General features: G+C 69.7%; 20 protein-coding genes. 6 read left to right on the top strand and 14 right to left on the bottom strand.

From position 1 onward, the window contains the following. Position 1: 1 nt before the first annotated feature. The 10 genes from AC1D1T_RS07890 to AC1D1T_RS07845 all read right to left on the bottom strand — a co-directional run bounded on the left by AC1D1T_RS07890 (position 2) and on the right by AC1D1T_RS07845 (position 12238). A complete protein-coding gene (locus AC1D1T_RS07890) occupies positions 2 to 2731 on the bottom strand; it encodes an oligosaccharide flippase family protein (RefSeq protein ID WP_477825261.1) in 2730 nt (909 codons plus the stop codon). Continuing rightward, positions 2728 to 3993, bottom strand: coding sequence for a glycosyltransferase family 4 protein (locus AC1D1T_RS07885; protein WP_477825260.1), 1266 nt, complete (start codon positions 3991 to 3993; stop codon positions 2728 to 2730). Before AC1D1T_RS07885 ends, AC1D1T_RS07890 begins: the two co-directional genes overlap by 4 nt. Beyond that, positions 3980 to 5314, bottom strand: a complete 1335-nt coding sequence (locus AC1D1T_RS07880; RefSeq protein ID WP_477825259.1) for a hypothetical protein — start codon at positions 5312 to 5314, stop codon at positions 3980 to 3982. The genes AC1D1T_RS07885 and AC1D1T_RS07880 overlap by 14 nt, the downstream gene beginning before the upstream one ends. Beyond that, a complete protein-coding gene (locus tag AC1D1T_RS07875) occupies positions 5314 to 6258 on the bottom strand; it encodes a glycosyltransferase family 2 protein (protein ID WP_477991724.1) in 945 nt (314 codons plus the stop codon). Before AC1D1T_RS07875 ends, AC1D1T_RS07880 begins: the two co-directional genes overlap by 1 nt. Positions 6259 to 6268: 10 nt before the next feature. Next, positions 6269 to 7009 carry an exosortase-associated protein EpsI, B-type gene (gene epsI / locus AC1D1T_RS07870; RefSeq protein WP_052211248.1) on the bottom strand — a complete coding sequence of 247 codons (741 nt, stop codon included), beginning with the start codon at positions 7007 to 7009 and terminating at the stop codon, positions 6269 to 6271. Continuing rightward, positions 7006 to 7848 (bottom strand): exosortase B, encoded by an 843-nt coding sequence (gene xrtB, locus AC1D1T_RS07865; protein ID WP_465111084.1) that lies wholly within the window; start codon positions 7846 to 7848, stop codon positions 7006 to 7008. Before xrtB ends, epsI begins: the two co-directional genes overlap by 4 nt. An 85-nt stretch (positions 7849 to 7933) precedes the next feature. Continuing rightward, complete coding sequence (locus AC1D1T_RS07860) at positions 7934 to 8818, bottom strand: polysaccharide biosynthesis tyrosine autokinase (protein WP_465111085.1); 885 nt, start codon at positions 8816 to 8818, stop codon at positions 7934 to 7936. 24 nt (positions 8819 to 8842) lie between these two features. Next, positions 8843 to 10300, bottom strand: coding sequence for a chain length determinant protein EpsF (gene epsF, locus AC1D1T_RS07855; protein WP_052211250.1), 1458 nt, complete (start codon positions 10298 to 10300; stop codon positions 8843 to 8845). Between the two features lie 22 nt (positions 10301 to 10322). Further along, on the bottom strand, positions 10323 to 11216 hold the full coding sequence (gene epsE, locus AC1D1T_RS07850) for a polysaccharide export protein EpsE (RefSeq protein WP_082004124.1): 894 nt from the start codon (positions 11214 to 11216) through the stop codon (positions 10323 to 10325). A 26-nt stretch (positions 11217 to 11242) separates the two neighbouring features. Next, entirely contained in the window at positions 11243 to 12238 is a 996-nt protein-coding gene (locus tag AC1D1T_RS07845) for an EpsD family peptidyl-prolyl cis-trans isomerase (RefSeq protein ID WP_465111086.1), read from the bottom strand. 262 nt (positions 12239 to 12500) lie between these two features. On the opposite strand from AC1D1T_RS07845, the gene AC1D1T_RS07840 reads away from it, so the two are divergent. The 4 genes from AC1D1T_RS07840 (at position 12501) to AC1D1T_RS07825 (ending at position 14514) form a co-directional block, all read left to right on the top strand. Next, positions 12501 to 12950, top strand: a complete 450-nt coding sequence (locus tag AC1D1T_RS07840) for a DUF2726 domain-containing protein (protein WP_052211252.1) — start codon at positions 12501 to 12503, stop codon at positions 12948 to 12950. 91 nt (positions 12951 to 13041) lie between these two features. Then, the gene (locus AC1D1T_RS07835) at positions 13042 to 13314 is read left to right on the top strand and encodes a hypothetical protein (protein WP_477828801.1); all 273 of its coding nucleotides are present in this window, start codon (positions 13042 to 13044) and stop codon (positions 13312 to 13314) included. Continuing rightward, on the top strand, positions 13311 to 13880 hold the full coding sequence (locus tag AC1D1T_RS07830) for a chlorite dismutase family protein (RefSeq protein WP_477991723.1): 570 nt from the start codon (positions 13311 to 13313) through the stop codon (positions 13878 to 13880). Before AC1D1T_RS07835 ends, AC1D1T_RS07830 begins: the two co-directional genes overlap by 4 nt. Before the next feature lie 52 nt (positions 13881 to 13932). Next, positions 13933 to 14514 carry a hypothetical protein gene (locus AC1D1T_RS07825; RefSeq protein WP_477828799.1) on the top strand — a complete coding sequence of 194 codons (582 nt, stop codon included), beginning with the start codon at positions 13933 to 13935 and terminating at the stop codon, positions 14512 to 14514. Here AC1D1T_RS07825 and AC1D1T_RS07820 read toward each other — a convergent pair. Together AC1D1T_RS07820 and AC1D1T_RS07815 are read right to left on the bottom strand one after the other, a co-directional pair. Continuing rightward, positions 14505 to 14861, bottom strand: a complete 357-nt coding sequence (locus AC1D1T_RS07820) for a DUF4288 domain-containing protein (protein ID WP_477991722.1) — start codon at positions 14859 to 14861, stop codon at positions 14505 to 14507. The two genes, AC1D1T_RS07825 and AC1D1T_RS07820, sit on opposite strands and share 10 nt — an antisense overlap. Beyond that, the gene (locus AC1D1T_RS07815; protein ID WP_477825730.1) at positions 14839 to 15882 is read right to left on the bottom strand and encodes an RHS repeat domain-containing protein; all 1044 of its coding nucleotides are present in this window, start codon (positions 15880 to 15882) and stop codon (positions 14839 to 14841) included. The genes AC1D1T_RS07820 and AC1D1T_RS07815 overlap by 23 nt, the downstream gene beginning before the upstream one ends. Before the next feature lie 249 nt (positions 15883 to 16131). Here AC1D1T_RS07815 and AC1D1T_RS07810 point away from each other — a divergent pair, with 249 nt between their 5' ends. Together AC1D1T_RS07810 and AC1D1T_RS07805 are read left to right on the top strand one after the other, a co-directional pair. Then, positions 16132 to 17205 carry a substrate-binding domain-containing protein gene (locus AC1D1T_RS07810; protein ID WP_477825729.1) on the top strand — a complete coding sequence of 358 codons (1074 nt, stop codon included), beginning with the start codon at positions 16132 to 16134 and terminating at the stop codon, positions 17203 to 17205. Between the two features lie 84 nt (positions 17206 to 17289). Further along, a complete protein-coding gene (locus AC1D1T_RS07805; RefSeq protein ID WP_477825728.1) occupies positions 17290 to 18870 on the top strand; it encodes an ABC transporter substrate-binding protein in 1581 nt (526 codons plus the stop codon). Here AC1D1T_RS07805 and AC1D1T_RS07800 read toward each other — a convergent pair. After that, positions 18867 to 22067: a response regulator gene (locus AC1D1T_RS07800; protein ID WP_477991721.1), complete on the bottom strand. Its 3201-nt coding sequence runs from the start codon at positions 22065 to 22067 to the stop codon at positions 18867 to 18869. The genes AC1D1T_RS07805 and AC1D1T_RS07800 overlap by 4 nt on opposite strands. After that, a complete protein-coding gene (locus AC1D1T_RS07795) occupies positions 22064 to 23662 on the bottom strand; it encodes an ABC transporter substrate-binding protein (protein WP_477825726.1) in 1599 nt (532 codons plus the stop codon). The genes AC1D1T_RS07800 and AC1D1T_RS07795 overlap by 4 nt, the downstream gene beginning before the upstream one ends. Positions 23663 to 23763 lie beyond the last annotated feature (101 nt).

The raw sequence follows: 23763 nt of genomic DNA, 5'->3' as shown, positions 1-23763 counted from the left end.
CTCATGCTCCCAGTTGAACGGCGAGGGCCGCCGAGGCCAGTTGCTCGACCGCCGGGCGGCGCGCGCGGATCTGCGCGCGCGTCACGTCCAGCGCGTCCAGGCGCGCGCAGACGCAGCGGTACAGGCTGTCCGCCTCGCAGACCTCCAGCGGGCTCAGCAGCGATTCCGCGCCGAGCCCGAAATGGCGCAGCGCGCCGGCGAACTTGCCCTGGTACTCGACGGCCACCACCGGGATGTCGCGGCCCAGCGTCGCGATCATCAGGTGCATGCGCCCGGTCAGAACCAGGTCGAAATGCTGGCAGCACTGCTTCACGTCGGCCGCGGTGTACGGGCCCTGCGCGAGCAGCACGCGCGGCTGCACCGCTGCCGGCAGCCGCGAGAACACGTCGGCCAGCATCTCGGGGTCGCTCGCGTGCGGGCGGAAGTCATGCGGCACCAGCACCACGCGGGCGTCGCGCTCGGTGACCAGCCGCGCGATCGCGGCCGCCGAGGCCGACACCGCCTGGTCGCGCTGCGCGGCCGTCAGCAGCTTCAGCGAATGCGGCGACAGGTTCCACGCGATCACCGGGCCCGGGCGGGGATCCTGTTTCAGCCAGGTGGCGACGCTGCGCTCCAGTTCGCTCGCCGGCGACGGCTCCAGCAGGAAGCCGAGGTCGGCCGTCAGCTTCACGCGCTCGCCCACCAGTTGCGCGACCCGCTCGCGCGACACCGCATCGCGGCACAGCAGCGTGACGCCCTGCGGCAGCTTGCGGAACGCGCCGGCCATCGCCGGGTCGGGCCGGTCGTTGAAGCTGAAGCTGCAGACCATCGCCGGCACGCCGCGGCGCGCCGCGAAGCCCGCCACCTCGAGGCGCAGCATCGATTCGAAGCGCGAGTAGAAGCCGTCGAGCACGTCGGCGCCGATCACGATCAAGGCGCGCGCCTTCGCGAGCTCGTTCGCGACCGCACCGGCCTGGCCGAGCCGGCCCCACAACGGCATCGCGGTGAAGGCGACGTCGCCGCCGACCGGCATGTCCACGCCGGGCCGGCACAGCACGCGGGCCGATTGGATGCCGGCCTGCTTCAGCAGCGAGGTCAGCCCGCCGACCAGCGCCTGGTCGCCGACCGAGCCGATCATCGAGTACGCGTCGGCGATCACGATCACCACCTCGCCCGGTTTCGCCGGCTGTGCCGCGAACGGGCGCGCCAGCCACATCAGCAGCCGGTAGGCGCGCACCATCATCCCGTCGTTCAGGCGCACCACGCCTTCGAGGAATCGCACGCCGGCTGCGCCCACGGCGCCGGGCAGCCGCGACACATGCTTCAGCAGCACGCGCGGCATCAGCGCGACGATCAGCAGCGCATACAGCGCGGCGCTGATGCCCAGGCTCATCACCGATCCGACAACGGGGTTGACGCGGCTCTGCGCGAAGTTCGCGATGGCGAAGCCGACGGCGGCAGCGAGAACAGCGGCCAGCACCGGCTTGGCGATCTGACGGATGATGGGCATGGCAGGGATCTCCAGGGAGAGTCGGATGACGCGGAAAATGATGGGCACTGCCGCCATCTGGCCGAACAACAGGCTGGCGGCAACGCCCGCGGGCCCGAAGGGCAACAGCAAGGGCAATACCAGGAAGCTGCAGGTGCAACGCACGATCCCGACCTGCACCATCGCGCCGGCTGCACCGGTGGCTTGCACGGCCGACGAATACAGCAAGGCGATGGTGCGCAATGCACCCAACAGGCACAGGATCTGGAACGGCGCGACCGCGTCGTGCCACTGGCCACCGAACACGGCCGGCACCAGCACCGCACCGGAACCGGCAGCCAGCAGGAAGGCCGGCACGATGAAGGTCGCGGCCATCAGCGAGCGCGTGGCGATCGCATCGAGCAAGGCCTCGCGGTCGACCTGCGCGCGCGCGAACACCGAGATCGATGCATCCCACAGCGGTGCGGCCAGCAACTGCGTCGCGGCGAGTTGCGCGCGGGCGGCGAGCGCGTAGTTGCCGAGCAGGGCGAGGCCCATCTGGCGGCCGACGACGAGTTCGACGACGCGCGTCTCGGCCAGGTCGAGCAGCTTGACGAAGGTGATGCGCGCCGAGAAGCCCGACAGGTCGCGCAGCGCGCCGCGGTCGAAGGCCCAGTGCGGGCGCCAGGTTTCATGGCGCCACAGGATCACGGTGCCGGTGACGTGGAAGCACAGCTGCTGCAGCACGAAGGACCAGACGCCCAGCCCCATCAGCGCCGCGACGATCGCGACCGCGCCGCTCAGCAGGTTGGCGGTGGCGGTGCGGCGCGCGAGCGTGCGGTAGTCGAGCGAGCGGCGCAGCAGGCCGGCCGGCACCGCCGACAGCGCCATCAGCAGGAACACCGGCGACAGCGCCATGATCACCGGCTGGATGCCCTGGCTGTCGAAGGCGCGCGCGAACAGCGGGGCACAGGTCAGCGCCAGCAGCGCGAGCACCAGGCCGCAGGCCATCGTGGTCCAGAACGCGGCGTTGATGTGCTCCGGGCTCAGCGCCGCGCGCTGCACGAGCGCATGGCCGAACAGCTGCTCGACGAAGATCTCGCCGAGCGTGAGGAACACCATCGCGACCGCGAACGCACCGAACTCGGCCGGGCCGAGCAGGCGGGCGAGCGCGAAGAACACGACGAAGGTGATGCCGCGCGCCGCCCAGTTCTGCACGTAGGCCCACATCGTGCCGCGCGTCGCCGACATCTTGTGCTGGCTGTCCAAGGGAACATTGCTCATGCGGCGACCTCGCTCAGCGAAGCCTTCACCGTCGCCAGCACGCGCTCGCGCCACGAGCGGGCCGAGAACGCGACGCCCGCGTGCTGGCGCGCCGCTTCCGACAGCCGCGCGCGCAGCGCGTCGTCCGACAGCACGCGCACGATGTGGTCGGCGAAGGCCTGCGCCTCGTCGGCCACCATCGCATGGCAGCCGTCGAGCGCACCGGTGCCCTCGACGCCGATGCGCGTGGACACCACCGCCGAGCCGGCGAGCATCGCCTCGACCGTCTTGATCTTCACGCCGCCGCCGCTGACCAGCGGCACCACGGTGACGCTGTTGCTCGCGTAGAACGCATGGATGTCGGGCACGAAGCCGCTGAACTCGATGCCGCTGCCGTCACCGGCCTGCGCCGTGAGTGCCGCCGGCGGGTTGCGGCCGGCGACCACGAAGCGCGCCTGCGGCATGCGCTCGCGCACGCGCGGCCAGATGTCGCGCAGGAACCAGGCCATGCCTTCCAGGTTCGGCTGGTGGCCGAAGCTGCCGGCGAAGCCCACCTGGTTCGCCACCGCCGCGCCGTGCGCACGCTGCAGCACCTGCTCGTCGGCCAGCGGCAGGCCCATCGACAGCGCGCGCGTGGCCGGGTTCAGCGCCTGCAGCACCTGCGCATCCTGTTCGGACAGCGTCAGCGCCGCGGCGAAGCGCGGGTAGTGGCGCGCCTCGTAGCGCGCCCAGGCGACCCAGTTCAACCAGTTGCGCGGGCCGGGCGCGCGCTGCGCCTGGCGGAAGCCCGACAGGCTGTAGGCGTCCTGCACGTCCATCACGCATGGGATGCCCTCGCACAGTGCGACGTACTGCGCCATCTGCGGGAACTGGATCCACACCACGTCGGGGCGGAAGCGCAGCAGCATCGCGCGCAACGCGGATTCCATCGCCGGCGTGCGGCACAGCCGCGCCAGCTCCGGCTCGCCGAAGGCGAGCGAACCGAGGCGCGCGCGCAGCACCGCGCTGCGCTCGATCCGCAGCGGCACGCTGTCGACCTCGGCGCAATGCGTCTTCAGGCTCGCGAGGTCGCGGGCCTCGCGTGGATCGGCATCGGCGCCGCCGGCACCGCGGAAGCCGAGGAACGCGACCGTCGCGACGCCGGCCAGCTCCTTCAGCTGGGCCCAGCAGAGGGCGGCACCGCCGTTGGCGGACGATTCACCGTAGAGGAAGGGCGCGAGCAGCAGCACGCGCGGGGCCGGGGCGGCCGTCGCCGCGGGAGCCGGCGATTCAGGCAAGTTCATGCGTGGCGAGGGTGGACTGGTACAGCGAAGGCGCGCGAGGCGGCGCGAAGACGGCGGCATGGCCCTGCATGAAACGGCCGAGCAGCGTGAAGACGAACAGGAAGAACACGACGATGTCGGGCTCGAAGTTGTACGGCAGGAAGAACGCGCAGACCGTGAAGCCGATCAGCACCGACCACTGGCTGCGGTGCACCCACAGGCCCGACAACATGCCGGCGATCGACAGCATGAAGAGGCTGCCCAGCGGCAGCCCCATGTCGAAGAACACCGCGAGGAAGCTGTTCTCGACGTTGTAGAGCGTGCCGCCGAACAGCGCGGCGCGCGCCCCCACCGTGCCCTTCGGGTAGCCGAGCCAGGCGTAGTCGTCCAGCGACTCGATCGCCATCACGAAGGACTTGTGGTGGCCGACCATCGACGGGTCGGTGCCGCTGAAGTTGAGCAGCGCCCAGCGGCTGACCGCGCCGTCGCTGTAGCTGTCGAGCAGCAGCAGCGCCACGCCCATCAGCGCGACCGACAGCGCGCCGGCCAGCACCATGCGCGTCAGGTTGGCCGGGCTGAACAGCACGCCGCCGGGCACGCAGGCCAGCACCAGCGCCGCGGTGCCCAGCATGATCGCGAGCCAGCTGCTGCGCGAGAAGGTGAGGGCGACCGCGAGCAGCGCGAACACCAGGGCCGCCACCACGACGGGGCTCGGCACCGGGCGCGGCTTGCGCGAGAACAGCACGCCGCCGACCAGCAGCGCATACAGCCCGAGCGCGAGGCCCAGCGAGTTCGGCCCGGTGGCCGGCAGGCCCATGCGCAGCCAGGTGCCGCCGGCGATGTACCAGGCGCTCGCGAGCGGGCCGGTGCCGGTGTCGTCGCCCATCAGCGTGCGCAGCAGCCGCGGGCTCAGCTCGACCGCGGCGAAGATGCCGAAGGCGGTGAACACGACGAGCAGGCCGCACCAGAAGCTCATGCGCAGCAGCGCGCGCACGTCGTCGTCGCTCGCGCGCAGCACGATGCCTTCGAGCGCCACCGCGAACAGCAGCGGCAGCAGGTAGATGCGGGCGTAGTACAGGCCGGGGATGTGGCGGTCGTCGAAGGCGGCGACGAACACCGTGGCCGAGATGGCTGCGATGCACAGCAGCGCCCACAGGTAGAAGCCGCGCGCCTTGAAGACATCGGTGCGGCTGATCGCGAACAGCACCAGCAGCAGCAGCAGCCCGTCGCGCAGCGGCGGGATGATGTTGGGCACGTGGGCCATGCCGAGCAGCGTCTTGCCGAACTGCGACAGCAGCGACACGAAGGCGATCAGGCAAAGCAGGCGGCCGGCCGTTCTCATCATTTCCACCACGCAGCGAACGACTGCTGCGCCGCGTTGAAGTAGCCGTTGCGCTTGTCGCGCTGCAGCGCGCGGCGTTCCGCGTTCTGCGACAGCACGGCGCGGCCGGCATGCGCCAGCGCCTTCGCCGAGAACACCACGCCCAGCGACAGCGCGAGCCGCGACGCCGCGCCGCGCCCGAAGTGCTTGGTGACGAACAGCAGGTACGAGCGCAGCGTGCGCAGCACGGTGGCGCGGCCGGCCCAGGCCTTGCCCGCGCCTTCGTAGTGCGTGACGGTCACGTCGGCGCGGTAGCTGGCGCGCAAGCCCAGCTGGCGCACGCGGCGGCCGTAGTCGACGTCCTCGCAGTACATGAAGAAGGCGTCGTCGAGGCCGCCGAGCCGCTCCCACACCTCGCGCCGCGTCGCGAGGCAGGCGCCGGACACCCAGTCGACCGACGGGTTCGATTGCGCATAGAACGCCGGGCGCGTCTGCACGCGGCGGAACACGTCGGGCGTGCGCCACTGTTTCTCGAGCCCGAGCCACGACAGCGCGATGCGCGCCGGCGTGTGCTCGAAGCCGACCGAGAACTGCAGCCGCCCGTCGCCGTACACCAGGTGGCAGCCGGCCACGCCGACATCGGGCTGCAGCGCCTCGTCGACCAGCGCGTCGAGGCTGCCGTCGCAGCGCGTGTCGTTGTTCAGCAGCAGCAGCACGCGGCCGCGCGCCTCGGCGGCGGCGCGGTTGTTGCCGCCGGTGAAGCCGAGGTTCTCGCTCGATTCGATGTAGCGGATGTCCGGCCGCGTGCGCAGGAATTCCTGGCTGCCGTCGACCGACGCGTTGTCGATCACGATGATCTCGGCGCTGTGGCGCGTGAACGCCGCGCGCGCGGTGTCCAGGCAGTCGGGCAGGAAGCGCAGGCCGTTGTAGTTGACGATGACGACCGAGACGTCGGGCGGGTTCATGGGCAGGCGCTCACGGGGCGGTGGCGGCGACGCTGGCGTCGGCAGGACTGTGGGACGGGCTCACCGGGCCGATCAGGAAGCGCCGCGTGCGCGGGTCGACCGACTGCAGCAGGTCGGCCATGAAGCGCTCCTGCATCGCGTAGGCCGGTGCGGTGTCGCTCGCGATCGTCGAGACGCGGAACAGCAGGCCGTCCGGGATCCAGCCGCGCATGCCCTGCTTCAAGCGCGACACCTGCTGCTGCATGCCGGACGGGATCACGTCGTCGCCGACGCGCATCCAGTAGCTGATCGGTTCGCTGCGCGGCCCGAGACTGGCGAGCAGGCGCTGCACCGGCACGCGCGTCGCGTCGGCCTGCACGGCGGCATGGCCGCCGCCGCGGATCTGGAAGCCCTGCGCCACGTAGCAGACCTCGGGGCGGTGCAGCTCCAGCTCGCCGGCCTGCGCCGCGCCGTACGCGATCGACAGCATCACCCGCTCGCCGGCCGGGCCCACGTAGGTGCGCGTCAGCGTCTGCGCATACAGCGTGTTCAGCAGCGCGACCTGCTGCGGGTTGATGACCTGCGCGACGGTGCCGTTGTCGACGCGCCAGCCGGCGAAGGCGCGCGGGATCGCGGTCTCGAGCTTCAGGTCGCTGCTCAGTGCCGCGAGGCGCGCGCGCGGCGTGAAGGCCTGGGCCAGCACGACGGCGCCGAGCATCAGCGCCAGCGCGGCCGCGGCCCGCTTCCAGCTCGGGACGAAGGCCGCGCTCATGCCACCGCCTTGTTGCGCACGCCGAGCCGCAGCAGCGAATCGGCGCCGGTGATCAGCAGCAGCGCCGCCATGAACAGCACCAGCCCGGCGAAGCCGTGCAGGAAGCCCTGGCCGGCCTCGTCGCCGAAGTGGTAGGTGATCAGCGTCAGCACCATCACGCGGATCACGTTGGCGCAGAAGCTGATCGGCACGATCAGGATCGCCAGCGCGACGTTGCGGAACACCGATGCGTGCCGCACCAGGTTCAGGTACAGCAGCCCGAGCGCCTCGAGCGTGAACAAGGTGTGCAGGCCGGCGCAGGCATCGGCCACCAGCAGCTGGTACTGGCCGATCTGCAGGATCACGCCGGTGCGGCTGATCGGGTAGCCGGCGCGGTACAGGATGTTCTCGGCCACGTACGACACCGCGAGCTTCATCGGCTGCGTCAGCGCATCCACCACCGTGCCCGGCAGCGGGATCATGAACAGCATGAAGAACAGCGGGAACCACAGCCGCTTCAGCGCCCCCGGGCCGCGCAGCAGCAGCCCCAGGCCGACCAGCATCCACAGCAGCGAGCCGATCTCGAGGATCAGGATGCCCTGCGAGCGCCCGAGCGCATAAGACACCGCCGCCACCAGCAGCAGCGGCCACGCGAGCCACGGCCGCGGCCGATCGCCCGGCACCGACATGGCGGCCGGCCACGCGCGCACCAGCAGCCAGATTGAGATGCCGAGCACGATCGGGCCGTGGCCTTGCTCGTCGGTGCGCCAGATGCCGTTCAGCAGGTCGAAGAAGCTCGGGCCGTACATCGCCAGCAACCCTGCCGCCGGCAACAGCCATGGCGTCAGCCAGGCTGCCATCGAGCGGCCACCGTGGAACCGGCTTTGCCGGGCCACTGGTGGCGCCCCCTCGGGGGGAGGCGCGGAGCGCTTCGGGGGGGACATATCAATAGTCGTTCAAGACCACGCCGGCCAGCTTGGCGGGGCTCTCGGCCAGGCTGGTGACCAGGTCCTGCAGGCCGTTCATGTGGCACTGGTTCTTGCGCGCGATCGCCAGCGCCGAGCCGCAGCGCGCCGCGATCACGCCGGCGTCGGCGCCGTACGACGCGGCCGGCGTGTCGACCAGCACGTGGTCGAACTTCGACAGCAGCTCGCGCAGCAGCAGCTTGAAGGCCGGCCGCTCCACCAGCTCCAGCGGGTTCGGCGGCGTCACGCCCACCGGCAGCAGGAACAGGCTCGGCAGGTCGGGCACCTGGTGGATCACGTTGGTTTCCTTGCGGCCGCTCAGCACGTTCGACAGCCCGGCTCCGTTCGCCACCGCGAACACCTCGTGCTGGCGCGGGCCGCGCATGTCGGCATCGACCAGCAGCGTGCGCCCGCCCAGCTGCGCCAGCGTCACCGCCAGGTTGGCCGCGAAGAAGGTCTTGCCGTCGCCCGGCTCGGGACTGACCACCGCCAGCGCCCGCTTCGGCTCGTTGGCCGAGAACAGCCGCATCATCAACTGGCTGCGGATCGCACGGAACGCCTCGGCCTGCTGGCTGAACGGCTGCACCGCCGCCACCAGTTCGCGGCTCAGGTCGCGCCGCTCCTCGGGCGCATACGGGTAGTGGAACTGCTGCGACAGCGCGTACAGCACGTCGTCGTCGCTCGCGAAGCCGAGTGCCACCGCCGCCTCGCCGAAGCGCAGCCGGTGCTGGCGCTGGTAGGCCAGCACCGTCTCGACCTGCTGCGACGACAGGTTCTTCAGGTCGGCAATGATGTCGCCGATGCTGCGGTCGTGCAGCGGCTGCGCGTCCTGCGCGCCGCCACCGCCGCCGCCGACACTGGCCATCCCGTCTCTCATGTTCGCCATGGCTCAGCGCCCCCTCGTGCCGTTGGCGACGGCCAGTTTCGTGGAAGCACCCGGCAGCCGCGCCAGCACCCGTTGCGGCAGCACGAAGCGCTGCTTGCCGCCCAGCAGCCGCTTGCGCATCGGCTGCGGAATGCTGCCGATCACCGGCAGGCCGATGGTGCGCACCAGGTCTTCCGGGCTGCGCACGCGGCGGTCGATCAGCTCGCGCAGCAGCGCGATGCCCACGGCCAGCATGCCGCCGAGGAACACCGCGACCAGCATGTTCAGCAGCAGCCGCGGCGACGAATGCCGGGCCGGCACCGACGCGCGCGTCAGCACCGAGATGTTGGTCTGGTTGTTCTGGCTCTCCAGGCTGGTCTGTGTCAGGCGCGCGCCGACCGCATCGTAGGCGCGCTGCGCGGCCTCGAGATCGCGCTGCAGCACCTGGGATTCGTCGCGCTGGTCCTTCAGCTTCAGCACCTTGCTGCGCTGGGCCTCGAGCGCGGCACGCACGTCGGCCTCGCGCGCCTTGTTGATGTTGTTGTTCACGCCCATGCTGCTGCTGACGCGGCGCACCTCGGCGTCGTAGCGCGAGCGCAACTCGTTGATGTTGGCCTTCAGCTCCAGCACCTGCGGGTTGGCGTCGCCCAGGCGGGTGCTCAGCTGCTGCAGCTGGGCCTCCTGGCGCGACAGGTCGGCGCGCAGGCCGCCCACCACCGGGTTGTTGATCACGTCGGGCAGCTGGTTCGGCGACAGCGCGGCCTGCTGCTGGCGGCTGGTCGATTCGGCGCTCAGCGCCTGCAGCGTGATCAGCTGCGTCGACAGCTCGTTCAGCTTGGCGTTCTCGACGTCGAAGCGCTCGTCGGTCGACACCAGGCCCTTCTCCTTCTGGTAGGTCGACAGCTTGGCCTGTGCCTTCTCGAGCGAATCGCGCAGCTCCTTCGCGCGGCTGTCGAAGAAGCTGCTGTACTGCTTGGCCGGATCGACGCGCAGGTCGAGGTTGGTGTCGATGTAGGCCTGCACGAAGGCGTTGGCCAGCGCCGCGCTGAACTTCGGGTCGGGCGAGGTGTAGCTGACGTTCAGCACGTTGCTCTCGCGCGAGGGCTTCACGTCCAGGTGCTTCTGCAGCGCCTCGGCCAGCCAGGCTTCGAACTCGCCGTTGCCGTCGGTGGCGTCGAGCCACTTCGCGCGGCTCTCGGCGTTCTGGTTCAGCTTCATGTCGCGCACCACGCGCTGGGCCACGCGGTCGCTGGTGATGATGTCGACCTGGGTCGACATGTAGCCCGGCGTCATCATGCCGGCGAGCACCATGCCGGCAATCGGGTCGGGCGACTTGACGTCGATCACGAGGGCCGCGCTGGCGGTGTATTTCTTCGGCAGCAGCAGGCTCAGGGCGAGCGCGGTGCCGAGGGTGAACAACAGCATCGCGAGCGCCGCTTTCCAGCGGGCCCGCAGGATGGACATGAATTGCGAGAAGGACATGGCGAGGCTCGCAGTGATGGGGTTAGAACAGGCTTTCGCGGATGTAGATCACGTCGCCGTTCTGCAGCGTGTCGTTCATCCCGGGCTGCAGTTCCTCGACGCGGCCTTCGCCGTTGCGCCGGTGCACGCGCAGCCCGCGCGTCGTGCCGCGCTGGGTCAGGCCGCCGCCACTGGCGAGCGCCTGCATCAGCGTCATGTTGATCTCGAGGCGGATCGCGCCGGGGCGTTGCACTTCGCCATAGATGTAAACGGTGGGCATGCGCTCGACGTAGAGCGTGTCGCCGTTCAGCACCACCGGATCCTGGCTTTGGGCGCCGCTTGCAAATAGTGCGGCAATATCGACCTGAAGGCGGTACGGCTGCCCGTTGCGGATACCGGTCAAGATGACAACATCGCTGCCGCCCGGGGCGATGCCGCCGGCCTGCGCGAGCAGCTCGCTCAGGCGCATGCCGCTCACGTCGATCGGGAAACGGCCCGGGCGATTGACCATGCCGAGCGCCGAGGCCTGGTTGCCGCGCACCTGCGTCACCAGCACCGTCACCTGCGGCTGCTTGACGAAATTGCCGGTGCGCAGGCCGTCGGCCAGTGCCTTCTCGATCTGCGGCACCGTGAGGCCGCCCACCGTCACCTGGCCGAGCAGCGGGAAGCTGATCTGGCCGGTGTCGGAGACGCGCGTCTCGATCGCGAGGTCGGGGTTCTGGTAGACCGCGACGCGCAGCACGTCACCGGCGCCGATCACGTATTCGCGCGGCCGGGTGTCGGGCGCCACGCCCGGTGCGATCGCCGGGGCGTTGCCGCTCACCACCGCCGCGGTCGTTGCGGGCGCGGGGGCCGTCTGCGCTTGCGCGAGGGCGGTTCCCCACGAGAGTGCGACCAGCGCGGCGGCACCGATCGTGCGCTGGGCAAGGCGTTTCATCGTCATGGCCATCGGGGGTGTTTGCATCACTTCAGGTTGGAGAGTCCCTTGTTGACGGACGACGCGTCGAGCGTGCTGCCCGAGGCGGCGGGGGCCGCGCCCGGGGTGGCGCTGGTCGCGGACACGTCCGCGGTCGGCGTCGTGACGACCACCGGCGGCGTGCCGTCGGCCGGCGCGGCGCCTGCGGCCTGCGCGAACTTGCCCTGGTACTCGATGCGGGCCACGGCGCGCAGCTGCTTCAGCTGCTGCTCCACCACCTGGCGCTTGCGGTCGACCAGCAGGTATTGCTGGATCGCGTTCTTCGCCTCGGGGGCGGCCAGCGGGGCGGACTTCACCGACACGATGGTCAGGATGCGCGCGCCGAGCGGTCCGGCGATCACGTGCGACTGGCCTTCCTTCAGCGCGGCCATGGGTGCGGCGGCCTGCATCGGCAGCGCGTCGGCGCCCTGCGTCAGCTGGCGCGTGCCGAAGCGCAGGCCGGCAACGCGCAGCGCGGCGGCCACGTCATCGGCATTCTTCGCGGCATCGAGCTGCGGCTTCAGTGCCTGCTGCTGCGCCGGCGTCGCCTCGACGGCCGTCTCCACCAGCGAGTAGACGCGGCGCTGCGCGAACAGCTCCGGATGGGCGTTGTAGTAGTCGGCGACGTCCTTTTCGGTGGGCACCGCGGCGCTCTCGGCGAGCCGCTCGGCATAGGCGCGCGCGAGGATGTCGCGCCGCGAGGCCTCGATGGCCTGCACGACGCGCGGATCGCGGTCGAGGCGCTGCTCGTTGGCGGCCTGCAGCGCGAGTTCCTGGTCGATCAGCGCGTCGAGCGTCTTGCGGCTCGCGGTCTCGACCTGCTCCGGCTTCAGGGTGCCCTGGCGCTGCATCAGGAAGTTGATCTGGTGCACCGAGATCTCTTCCTTGTTCACCTTCGCCGCCACCTGGGTCGCCCCTTCGCGTTTGCTGCCGCAGGCGGCCATCACGAGTGCGCAGCCCAGCACGAGGCCGGCGCGCAGAACGGGTCGAACGGTCGTGGGCATGCGTGGATGTGGCAAATGACTTCTCCTCACGTGCCGCCCGCGGCCGTGATCGATTGAACGCGACTCAGGGAAGGCACCAATATGACAAAAACAGAATCCGGTATGAGCAAGACTGATGCCCATGTGACGCAGTGCACGCTTCCCGGTTGCAATTGCGGAGCTTGGTTACACCCGGCGCGAGTTCGTGACGCCCGGCTACCCCCCTTGAATGGGTGGGGCACCCGCACAATCGCTGCACCGCAATCGATGCAAGGGCTCGCGAATGACGATCGTGCTGGTGGTGACCGTGCTGTTGCTGGCCGGGCTGGCCGTGCTGGGCGTGATGAAGAACCGCGCGGCGCGCGAGCCGGGCGTGGCGCCGGTGGCGCGGCGGCCGCTGGGCAAGCAGGAACAGCCGATGTTCCAGCGGCTGTGCGAGGCCTTTCCCGAGCAGGTGGTGCTGGCGCAGGTGTCGTTGTCGGCGTTGCTGACGGCGAGCCACCGCTCGACGCGCGGCCGCTTCGAGCGGCAGTTCGCGAACTTCGTGGTGTGCAGCCGCGAGTTCGACGTGCTGGCGCTGATCGAGCTCGACGATGCGAGCCACGCCCGCGATGCCGCCGAGGTGGCGGCGCGTGACGGCATGCTGAGCGCCGCCGGCTACCGCGTGCTGCGTTTCAAGCGCCTGCCGAGCGAGATCGACCTGCGGACGGCGGTGCTGCGGGCGGCCGGCTGATCGCCGGGAGGACTTTTCCGGAAGGCGGGCCGGTCGCGGCGACAATCACCGGTCGTTTTTGCCGATTCCGGCCCGAACTTTTTTCCGTGCCATGTCATCACGCTCTCTTTTCACCACCCTCGGCCTGGTGGCCGCCACGCTGGCGCTCGCCGTCGTGCTGAACCCGTCGGCCGAGCGCCATCGCGACAGCGTGCGCGCCGCGATCGGCGAACGCAATGCGCTCGCGAAGGTGCTGGGCATCGGCTCGCTGGCCGCGCTGGTGTCGAGCTACCACTCGCTCGGCGTCGCGTCGTACACGTCGGTGAACGGGCACACGCTGTCGGTCGGCGTGATGGGGATGGTGTTCGTGCGGGACACGCCGTGACGGCGGCTCCGGCGCGCCTGTTCGATTTCATCGGTGGTGCGGAGGGCGCGTGGCGCGTCGATCGCATCGGTGCGGTGACGGGCGACAGCCTGCCCGCGGTGGCGCGGCTGCAGATGGTCGCGGCCGATGGCCCGGTCGACCCGGCCGACGCCGCATGGCGGCTGCGCGGCATCACCAGCAACGAGCGCTATGTGGAGCGCACGGAGAAGCAGCAGCTGCTCGCGCGGCAGCCGGCGCTCGGCCGCCCCGAGGCCACGCGTGCCGCGTTGATCCCGATCCGCAAGAACGCGGCCTGGTGGGCGATGACGCAGGACGAGCGGCGCGCGGTCTTCGAGGCGCAGTCGCGCCACATCGCGATCGGGCTGGACTACCTGCCGGCCGTGGCACGGCGCCTGCATCATTGCCGCGACCTGGCGTCGCCGCAGCCGTTCGATTTCCTGACCTGGTTCGAGTACGCGCCGGCCGATGCCGAAGCCTTCGAGGCGCTGGTGGCGGCGTTGCGCGCGTCGCCCGAGTGGGCGTTCGTCGACCGCGAGGTGGACCTGCGGCTGAGCCGTGACGCCTGACGTGGACCGATGCCCTTTTCGACATTGCACGACATTGCACATGAGCTTCTCGATGACTGAATACCGATCGGTGGCGGCTGCTGCGCTGACCGTGGCACTGACGCTGGCTGCAGCCTCCGTGGCCCATGCGGCCGATGGCGGCGGGCCGCTGAAACTCTCGCTGGGTGGCGGCCTCACGGCGGGTGGCGACAACCTGGTGGAGGGCTCGGGCGCCGAGATGGACGCCGGCCGCGGCCTGCAGGTGTTCGCCGGTGCCGAGTACTGGGTGGCCGAGCCGTTCGCGCTGCAGATGAACCTGGGCTTCCAGATCGACCGGCGCAAGGCTGCGGGCGGCACCTTGCGCTTCCAGCGCTTTCCGCTCGAACTGATGGGGCTGTATGCGGTGACGAACAACCTGCGCTTCGGGGCCGGCGCGCAGTTCGTGTTCGGCGCGCGGCTGCGCGGCAGCGGCGACGCGGGCGCGTTGAACCAGAACTACAAGCACGCCACCGGCCGCGTGCTCGAAGGCGAGTTTCTGATCACGCCGCACTCGGCGGTGAAGCTGCGCTTCGTGAAGGAGAACTTCACCGCCGGCGATGGTGCGCCGAAGATCAAGGGCGACCATGTGGGGCTGATGTACACGCACTACTTCTGAGTCGACGGATCCTCGAAGGGCGTGAGCAAGCTCTGGACTTCAGCATGCCTCAAGTACCGGGAGAACAACTCCGACCCATGGCGCAGAGGCTGATCGACGATCTGGGACACGCGCTCGACCTTGAAGAAGGTCCATGCGACGTGTGTGCCGTCCATCGCGACATAGGACGACTCCGCCGAGACGGCGAGCAGTGCGGCCTTCGCTTCAGCGTCATCGGCACTGAGAGCCTCGATCAGGACGAGCGACTCTTCCCACAAGTTCGCATCATCGAACACACCATCTCGGGACGAACGAAACAGCAGGCTGGCGGCGAACAAGAGACCGCTACTTTCGGAATCGGTTGTCATTGATGAGCTTCCATGCCTTCTTCGCCGCGCTGTCTCCGGACTTGGACAGATCGAGTATCTCTTTCAGCGTTCGATTCCTGAACTGGTCCGGGAATTCTCGATTGATGGATCCGCGACAGTTTCGTCCAATCCAATCCACAGCTCGAGATGAAAATTTCTCGATGGCGTTTCTCGCAAGCACCTGCTCTTCCGGAGCAAGGGCCTCCATCAAGGCCTCCAACTGACGCACATCGCCTCTGGCAATGGCCGACTGCAACATCGCATTCGGGCTGTCGACGCTTTGGAGGCCGAGTGGATCGACACGCGTCAGAGGGTTGCCATCCGCATAGGGATAGGGCGACAGACTGCCTGACGCCAGGCCGAGGGGATCAGGTTGTGTGTAGCCGCCGTGCTGACGGTCGTAGTACCGGAAGTAGTTGTAGAACAGCCCTGACTCCTGGTCCGCGTACTGCCCGGGGAACCGCAGGTTGAACGTGAAGTCGCCGAGACCGCTCGGATTGGTCTCCGGAGCGGTCGTCCCGAAGGGCTCTGAAATCCATCGCCAGCGGACCACGTTGTTCCTGTCGACCACCACGCGTGGCGTGTTCAGGTGGTCGGTGTGGATGAAGTACACGAGCGGATCGCCGCGCGGATCGGCAGGGTTCGGCGTGAAGACCACCATGGGCGTGTCGCGCAGCCAGACGTATTCGCGCAATGCCTCGCCTGTGTGGTCGTATTCGCCGAGCAAGTGCCCCTGCTTGTCGTACACGAAAACGACCGTGTAGGCCGGACCCCTGCTGCTCGCCTTGCGCACCCGTTGTCCGGCGGCGTTGTACGTGTAGGTGGTGGTGACGCCATCCTTCGTGATGGTCGCGAGCTGGCCTCTCAGGTTGTAGGTCGCCGAGTAGTTGCGGCCGTCGGAGAGCGCATTCCCGGCGCTGTCGTAGGTGAACGTCCGATTGGGTTCAGCGGCTGTTGGCTGAACGCTGAGGGTCTGTACCACCGCCAGCATCGCCATCGCGATGAATTTCTTGATGTTCATGGGCCTTCCTGTTCCATGTGGTTCTTGGATGGCAGGAAGTCTCTGCAGGCACTTTGAGGAAATCGTGCAGAAGGCCCTGTTGGCCTCATGTCTGTAGCCACGCGTAGTACAGCGCGCAGCAACACCGCACGCGTGCGATTCGTTGCACAACGGCGCGCCCCCTCAGGGTTTGCATCGAGCGGTTACACGATGGTACGGCCTTAACTTGCGCGCCATCCAGCACTTCGACTGGAGCAACCGAGACAAGCCATGAACCGTAGAAGACTCCTGCTTTCCCTCACCGCGCCGGCGTTGCTGGCCTCCTCGCTGGGCACGCCGCGTGTGGCCCGTGCGGCCGCGGCCGACAAGGGCCTGATCGGCGTGTCGATGCCGACCTTCTCGTCGCGGCGCTGGGTCGACGACGGGCTCAGCATGATGCGAACGCTGAACCGGCTCAACTACAAGGTGGACCTGCAGTACGCGATCAACAACGCCGCCGACCAGCCGGGCCAGGTCCTGAAGATGATGGACGGCGGCGCGAAGGTGGTGGTGATCGGCGCGAGCGACGGCAGCGCGTTCACCGCGGTGCTGGACACCGCCGCGAAGAAGGGCGTGAAGGTCATCGCCTACGACCGGCTGATCCGCGACAGCGGCAACGTCGACGCCTATGCCACCTTCGACAACTTCGAGGTCGGCGTGCTGCAGGGCCGCGACATCGAGGCGCGCCTGAAGCTGCGCGACGGCGGCAAGGGCCTGATCGAGCTGTTCGCCGGCGCGGCCGACGACAACAACTCGCACTTCTTCTACAACGGCGCGATGTCGGTGCTGAAGCCGTACATCGATTCGGGCGTGCTGGCGGTGGGCTCCGGCAAGGTGGCGATGGCCGAGGTGGCGACGCCGCAATGGAGCGGCGCGATCGCGAAGGCGCGGCTGCAGGCGATGCTGAAGACGCTGTACGCGAAGCGGCGCCTCGATGCGATCCTCTCGCCGAACGACAACACCAGCGTCGAGCTGCTGACGGCGCTGCAGGGCGTGGGCTACGGCACCGCGCAGCCGTGGCCGGTGGTGACGGGGCAGGATGCCGAGCTGAACTCGGTGCGCTCGATCCAGCGCGGCGAGCAGTCGTCGACCGTCTTCAAGGACACGCGGCAGCTGGCGGTGCGCGTGGCCTCGATGGTCGACGAGTACATGAACGGCAAGCCGGCCACCATCAACGACACCAAGACCTACAACAACGGCGTCAAGGTGGTGCCGTCGTACCTGCTGAAGCCGGTGTTCGTCAACAAGGCGAACTGGCAGCAGGTGCTGGTGGAGAGTGGGTTCTACCAGCAGGGGCAGATCTGACGGTCGACGAAGGGTAGATATCGACGCACAACCGTTGCGCACCGGCGCAGAATGGACCGTGCCGGCAACCCCCAGGAGACGGCCATGTGCGCAACAGCGAGGTGGACAGCATTGCTGATCGCGGCGTTCGCGGCAATGGCCGTGGCGACGGCACAGGAAGCCAAGCCGAAGACCGAGGTCTACAAGGCCGCGACGGTGAACGTCGGCAACATCGTCCCGCCGCGGGTCGTCGCCCCCTGTCAACCCGGCCGCTGTCCGTTCGCCGGACAGACCGTCACGATGCTGATCATCAAGGAGGCCAACGAAGGCGCCCTGGGCGAACTCCGGGCCGAGTTCGAGGCCGCCACCGGCGCCAGGCTCAACCTGGTCCAGCTCACGCACCAGGATCTCTTCCCCACCTTCATGTCCGACCTCACCACCCGTGCCGGCAAGTACGACGCCGCGTACGCCGGGGCCTGGTGGCTCGGTGAACTGGTGGCCGGCGACTACATCCTGTCGTACGACAAGTACTTCAAGGACCCGCGCTTCCCGGCCTGGAGCCTCGACGACGTGCTGCCCGCACCGCGCAGCCTGCTGTCGTATGCCGGCAAGAAGTACATGGTGGCCAACGACCACGACGGCCAGGTCATGTACTACCGGCGCGACCTGCTCGAAGACCCGCAGCACCGCGCGGCCTTCCGGCAGAAGTACGGCTACGCGCTCGACGTGCCGAAGACCTGGAAGCAGTTCCGCGACGTGGCCGAGTACTTCGACGGCAAGGACCTCAACGGCGATGGCGAGCCCGATCACGGCCTGTCGATGCACCTGAAGGTCGGTGCTCAGGGCATGTTCCATTTCATGTCGTTCTCGGCGCCGTTCGTGATCGGCCCCGGCAGCCCGAAGCTGTACTGGTTCGACCCCGCGGACATGCGGCCGCTGATCGCGAGTCCCGGGCACGTGCGTGCGCTCGAGGCCCTCGTCGACCTGGTCCGCTTCGGACCGCGGGACATGCGCTCCTGGGACCTCGGCCAGAGCTGGGACTACCTGCTGGCCGGACGCGCGGCGCTGACCTTCACCTGGGGCGACCTGGGCGCGCTGGCGCAGCAACCCGGCAGCAAGGTCAAGGGCAAGATCGGCGCGGCACCGGTGCCGGGCACGCGCGAGTACTACAGCCTCGCGCGCCGCGAATGGGTCACCACCGCGCAGCCGAACGTGGTCGGCAACACCACCGGCGGGTCCTGGGCGGGCGTGATCTCGAAGTACTCGAAGGCGCCCGAGGCGACCTACTACCTGCTCGCCTTGATGGCGACCCGGGAGAAATCCAAGGTGTACGCGGTGCGCGGCTGGGACGGCATCGACCCCGGGCGCCGGTTCCACTTCCTGCCGCCCGACGGCACCGGGCAGGTCGACACCTACCTGCAGGCCGGCTGGAACGAGGTCGACGTGCGCGACTACCTGCATGCGTACTTCGAGAACTTCAGCAACCGACTGCAGTTCCCCTACCTGCGCATTCCCGGCGCCTTCAGCTACTGGCAGGCGCTCGACGTGCACCTGGGCGAGGCCGTGGCCGGCCAGCTGAGCGCCGAGGCGGCGCTGAAGGCCGCCGCGGTCGACTTCGAGGAGATCACGCTGCGCCTCGGGCGCGAGCGGCAGCGCAGTGCGTACCGGCAGTCCCTGGGACTCTAGAGTTCGGCCAGTTCTCCCAGCACCTGGTCCAGTTGCCTGGACACCTCGTGCAACAGCGCGCCCATCCCGGCGTCACCGGCGTCACCGGCGTGCGCCAGGCAGGCCTGCTCCAGGGCGGCCGCGGCCTCCTGCAGCGCCGGCATGCCCAGCGTGCCGGCCTCGCACTTCAGGTCGTGGGCCGATCGCATCGCGGCCTCGGCGTCACCCGCTGCCAGCGCGGCCTGGAAATGCGACACGAATTCCGTCTCGCGGTCGCGGAACATGTCCAGCATGCGGCGGTACAGCGCGTCGTTGCCCCGCACGTTGGCCAGGCCGCTGGCGCTGTCGATGCTGGTGCCGGTGCGCCGCGGCTTCACCCAGCGCGCCAGCGTGGCGAACATCTCGTCGACGACGATCGGCTTGGCGATGTGGTCGTCCATGCCGGCCGCGAGCACGGCCTCGCGGTCGCCGACCATCGCGTTGGCCGTCATCGCGATCACCGGCAGGGTCCGCAGCGCCGGTTGCTGGCGCAGTGCACGCGTCGCGGCATAGCCGTCCATCCGCGGCATCTGGCAGTCCATCAGCACGGCGTCGAAGCGCTCGCGCTCCAGCATGTCCAGCGCCTCCTGGCCGTCGCAGGCGACGCTGACATCCACGCCGGCACGGCCCAGCAGGTCCACGGCCAGCTCGCGGTTGATCGCGTTGTCCTCGACCAGCAGGATGTGCGCGCCTGCCAGTGCCGCCCGGCGGTCGAGCAGTGCGTCGGCGCGCCGCGTGCTGCGCGTGGGCGCCAGCGGCACGCGGCCGAGCGCGGTGATGCAGGCATCGAGCAGCGACGAGGGCGTCACCGGCTTGGTCAGCAGCGCACCGACCGTCAACCGCTGTTCGGCCAGGTGCTGGCGCACCTCGTCGCGCCCGAAGGCGGTGGCCATCAGCACCACCGGCGCCGGGTGGCGCAGCCCGGCCCGGTCGACCAGCGCCTGCGCGCAGGCCACGCCGTCCATGCCGGGCATCTTCCAGTCCAGCAGCAGCAGCTGGTACGGCCGGTCGCCGGCATCCGCCTGCATCACCCGCCGCAAGGCCTCTTCGCCGCCGGCGGCGGCGTCGGCGTCCAGGCCCAACGCCCGGCTCATCTCGGTGAGCACCTCGCGCGCGGCGGCGTTGTCGTCGACGACGAGGACGCGCGTGCCCGGCAGGCTGTCGTGGTGCGTGGCCGGGGGCTGCGCCGCGGCGCCGGGCTGCAGGCTGAAGCCGAGCTCGAAGTGGAAGCAGCTGCCGCGCCCCGGCTCGCTGTCGACCGCCAGCTCGCCGCCCATCAGGTGCACCAGGTGCCGGCTGATGGCCAGCCCGAGGCCGGTGCCGCCGTAGCGCCGGCTGGTCGAGGCATCGGCCTGCGTGAAGGGCTCGAACAGGCGATCCTGTTCCTCCCGGCTCATGCCGATGCCGGTGTCGCGCACCTCGAAGCGCAGCCGCGCCGGGGTGCCGCCGGCGCCGCCCGCATCGCCCGCGTCGCCGGCGTCAAGCACCCGCACCGCCACCACGACCTCGCCCGTGGCCGTGAACTTGACGGCGTTGTTGCCCAGGTTCAGCAGCACCTGGCCCAGGCGCGACGGGTCGCCCACCAGCGCGGTCGGCAGCTGCAGCGGCAGTTCGAGCAGCAGCTCGAGGTCCTTCTCGTCGGCCTTCATGCCGACCACGTTGCTCAGGTTGTCCATCACCTCGCCGAGGCCGAACGGGATCGACTCGATGTCGAGCTTGCCGGCCTCGATCTTCGAGAAGTCGAGGATGTCGTTGATGATGCCCAGCAGCGATTCGGCCGAGGCGTTCACCTTCTGGATGTAGTTGTGCTGCCGGGCATCCAGGCCGCTCTGCAGGGCCAGGTGCGACATGCCGAGGATCGCGTTCATCGGCGTGCGGATCTCGTGGCTCATGTTCGCCAGGAAGCTGCTCTTCGCGCGGTTGGCGAGCTCGGCGGCGTCCTTGGCGCGCTGCGCCTCGGCGAACACCGATTCGAGGTGGGCGATGGTGTCGGCCAGCCGCTGCGTCATGGTGTTGATGCTGCGCGCCAGCAGCCCGATCTCGTCGCCTGATTCGACCGCGGCGCGTGCCGACAGGTCGCCCGCCGCGACGCGTTCGGCCACGTCGGTCAGGCGGCGCACCGGCCCCACGATGCTGCGCTGGAAGCGCCAGGCCAGCAGCACGGCCGTCAGCACCGCCAGCAGCGCGAGCGCCGCGGCGGCGAGGCGGGCGTCGGCGATGCGGTGCACGGCGCCGGTCAGCGCCTGGCCGAGGCCCGCCTGCTGGCCTGCCGTGAGCCTGGCCAGGCGCTCCAGCATCACCTCGGCCTGCGGTGCCACCTGGGTGCGGTACAGGTAGAGGTCTTCGTAGGCACGCTCGCCGTTCTGGATGCCGATGATCTGCAGCGCGAGCTCGGTCACCTCGGCACGCTGGCGCGCGAGGTGGTCGAGCAGCGCGTTCTGCTGCGCATCGAGCACGGCACGCCGGGCCGCCACCGCGTTCCAGGCCGCGGCATTGGTGGACAGCTGCGGGCCGTAGGCCAGCTTGAAGCTCAGCTCGCCCGACGCGCCATAGGCGATCAGGTTGGTCACCATCGCGTCGAACGAGGTCTGGAAGCGCAGCAGGTCGGACACCAGCTCGCGGCTGTGCGGGCTCGATTCACGCGAGCGCTGCAGCTCGAGGATGCGGCTGACGCCGTCGAGCACCTGCACGCGCCTGGCCTGCACATCGACGCGCGAGAGCCGCAGCGCGGGCTGGTTCTTCAGCGGGTTGTCGTGCAGGTCGAACAGTTGCTTCGGCAGGCCCTCCCAGCGGCGGTAGTCGGACGTCAGGTCGTTGACGAGGCGGGCCGCGCCCGTCTCGGCCCAGCTGTTCGACATGGCCTGCAGCGCGGCCAGGCGATCCTCGAACTCGCGCCGGGCCACCTGGTACTGCTGCACGTCCTGCGGGTCGCTGAGCACCAGGTAGCCGCGCACGTGCAGTTGCATGCTCAGCAGGCTGGCCTGCGCCTGCGTCGAGGCGAGCGACGCGGGGCGGCGCAGGTTCTCGGCCAGCGCGATGTCGTGCGTCAGGTGCTGCGCCCCCAGCAAGGCCAGCAGCACGACGAGCACCGTGACGCCGGCCAGCACGCCGAAGGCGGCCGTCAGCTTGCTGCCGATGCCGAGCGCATGCCAGCGCTCCCAGCGCGCCGGCCCGTTCATCGCGGCAGGCCGAGCGAGGCCCGGAAGGCGCTGCGCTGCGCGTCGCGCCCGAGCCGCACCGTGATCTCCTCGAAGTCGACGGAGGCGGCCTTGAGTGCGGCCTGCGGGCTCAGCTGCCCGCTCGTCGCGGCGGCCAGCCGCAGGTCCAGCGACTGCCAGTAGCTGAAGGCTCCGGGGATGCGCAGGTAGGGCAGCTGCAGCGGGTTGCTGAAGGTGTCGTCATAGGCCTGCAGGTACTGCCGCACGTCGGTGGCGTCCCAGCCGGCCTGCAGGTAGTCGTTCAAGCGGCCGCTGCCCTTGGGCGGCAGCAGGTGGTAGCGGCGGCCCGGGTCGATGCCGTCCCAGCCGCGCGCGGCGTAGACGCGCGATTTCGGCTCGGTGGCCATCAGCGCCAGCAGGTAGTAGGTGGCAGCCGGCACCTTGGAGTCGCGCGAGATCACGCCCGCCCAGGAGCCGCCGGTGGTGTTGCCGACGCGGTTGGGCCGCTCGGTCTTCACCCACCTGTGGCGGCCGACGTCGTAGTACTCGAAGGTGCCGGGCAGCTGCGACGAGCCCACCTTGCCGCGCACCCGGCTGCCCGGCTGCTGCGCGAGCGCGCCGAGGTCGCCCCAGGTGAGCGTGAGCGCGGCGCGCCCGGACAGGAAGTAGTCCCAGCCGCGACCGAGGTCCCAGTTGAGCATCTCCTTCGGGCCGAACTGCACCAGGTCGACCAGCATCGAGAGCGCGCGCACGTGGCCCGGGCTGTCCAGCAGCGGCTTCATGGTCTGCGGGTCGAACCAGTACAGGTGCGGGTTGTCCGGGCCGATCACGAAGGGCGCGGACAGCGACATGAAATGGAACATGCCCTGCACCCCGGCGCGCAGCGGCAGCAGCAGGCCGTGGTCCGGCTCGCCGTCGCCGTTGAGGTCCTTGCCGTTGAAGTAGTCGGCGATGTCGCGGAACTGCTCCCAGGTGGCCGGCGGCGCCAGCGGGTAGCCGTGGGCCTTCTGGAAGGCGGCCCGGTGCTGCGGGTCCGCCAGCAGGTCGCGCCGGTAGTACATCACCTGGCCGTCGTGGTCGTTGGCCACCATGTACTTGTGCCCGCCGAACTCGAGCAGGCTGCGCGGCGCCGGCAGCACCTCGGCGATGTCCCAGGCCGGGAAGCGCGGATCCTTGTAGTAGCGGTCGTACGGGACGATGTGCTTGCCGGCAACCAGTTCGCCGAGCCACCAGGCGCCGGCGATGCAGGCGTCGTAGCGGCCGGTGCGGTTGGTCAGGTCGGAGATCAGCGTGGCGAACAGCTCCTCGTGGGAGCGCTGCACGATCTCGAGCGTGGCGCCGGTGGCGGCCTCGAATTCCGGCTTGATCTCCAGCACCGGCCCGCCGATCCCCTGGCCTTCGGCGACCAGCACCGTCACGTGCTGTCCGGCAAACGGGCAGCGGCCCGGTTTGCAGGGCTCGGCCACGCGCGGCGGCAGCACGTCGCCGGGGCGCACCACGGTCGTGTCGGAACCCTTGAGCCGGGGCTGCGGCTCGGCGCCGTGTGCCAGGCTCGCGCCGAGCAGCCCTGCTGCGAGCGCGTAGACGGCCCGCGCCGGCCAAAGCTTGCGACCCATGCTCGTCTCCTCAACGCACACCGCTGGGCGACTGGGATCTTGCGCCTTCGGCCGCGGGTCTTGAACCTCCGGCAGGCCGTTTCCAGGGTAAACGAGAAGGT

The organism is Rhizobacter sp. P2_H3 (genome assembly GCF_056403355.1).
The sequence above is the reverse complement of the archived record's forward strand: the minus strand, read 5'-3'. Positions and strand labels throughout refer to the sequence as shown.

Coding starts and splice junctions, on each gene's coding strand:
- AC1D1T_RS07890 (WP_477825261.1), bottom strand. CDS start 2,731: ATGAGCAATGTTCCCTTGGACAGCCAGCACAAGATGTCGGCGACGCGC.
- AC1D1T_RS07885 (WP_477825260.1), bottom strand. CDS start 3,993: ATGAACTTGCCTGAATCGCCGGCTCCCGCGGCGACGGCCGCCCCGGCC.
- AC1D1T_RS07880 (WP_477825259.1), bottom strand. CDS start 5,314: ATGAGAACGGCCGGCCGCCTGCTTTGCCTGATCGCCTTCGTGTCGCTG.
- AC1D1T_RS07875 (WP_477991724.1), bottom strand. CDS start 6,258: ATGAACCCGCCCGACGTCTCGGTCGTCATCGTCAACTACAACGGCCTG.
- epsI (WP_052211248.1), bottom strand. CDS start 7,009: ATGAGCGCGGCCTTCGTCCCGAGCTGGAAGCGGGCCGCGGCCGCGCTG.
- xrtB (WP_465111084.1), bottom strand. CDS start 7,848: ATGGCAGCCTGGCTGACGCCATGGCTGTTGCCGGCGGCAGGGTTGCTG.
- AC1D1T_RS07860 (WP_465111085.1), bottom strand. CDS start 8,818: ATGGCCAGTGTCGGCGGCGGCGGTGGCGGCGCGCAGGACGCGCAGCCG.
- epsF (WP_052211250.1), bottom strand. CDS start 10,300: ATGTCCTTCTCGCAATTCATGTCCATCCTGCGGGCCCGCTGGAAAGCG.
- epsE (WP_082004124.1), bottom strand. CDS start 11,216: ATGAAACGCCTTGCCCAGCGCACGATCGGTGCCGCCGCGCTGGTCGCA.
- AC1D1T_RS07845 (WP_465111086.1), bottom strand. CDS start 12,238: ATGCCCACGACCGTTCGACCCGTTCTGCGCGCCGGCCTCGTGCTGGGC.
- AC1D1T_RS07840 (WP_052211252.1), top strand. CDS start 12,501: ATGACGATCGTGCTGGTGGTGACCGTGCTGTTGCTGGCCGGGCTGGCC.
- AC1D1T_RS07835 (WP_477828801.1), top strand. CDS start 13,042: ATGTCATCACGCTCTCTTTTCACCACCCTCGGCCTGGTGGCCGCCACG.
- AC1D1T_RS07825 (WP_477828799.1), top strand. CDS start 13,933: ATGACTGAATACCGATCGGTGGCGGCTGCTGCGCTGACCGTGGCACTG.
- AC1D1T_RS07820 (WP_477991722.1), bottom strand. CDS start 14,861: ATGACAACCGATTCCGAAAGTAGCGGTCTCTTGTTCGCCGCCAGCCTG.
- AC1D1T_RS07815 (WP_477825730.1), bottom strand. CDS start 15,882: ATGAACATCAAGAAATTCATCGCGATGGCGATGCTGGCGGTGGTACAG.
- AC1D1T_RS07810 (WP_477825729.1), top strand. CDS start 16,132: ATGAACCGTAGAAGACTCCTGCTTTCCCTCACCGCGCCGGCGTTGCTG.
- AC1D1T_RS07805 (WP_477825728.1), top strand. CDS start 17,290: ATGTGCGCAACAGCGAGGTGGACAGCATTGCTGATCGCGGCGTTCGCG.
- AC1D1T_RS07800 (WP_477991721.1), bottom strand. CDS start 22,067: ATGAACGGGCCGGCGCGCTGGGAGCGCTGGCATGCGCTCGGCATCGGC.
- AC1D1T_RS07795 (WP_477825726.1), bottom strand. CDS start 23,662: ATGGGTCGCAAGCTTTGGCCGGCGCGGGCCGTCTACGCGCTCGCAGCA.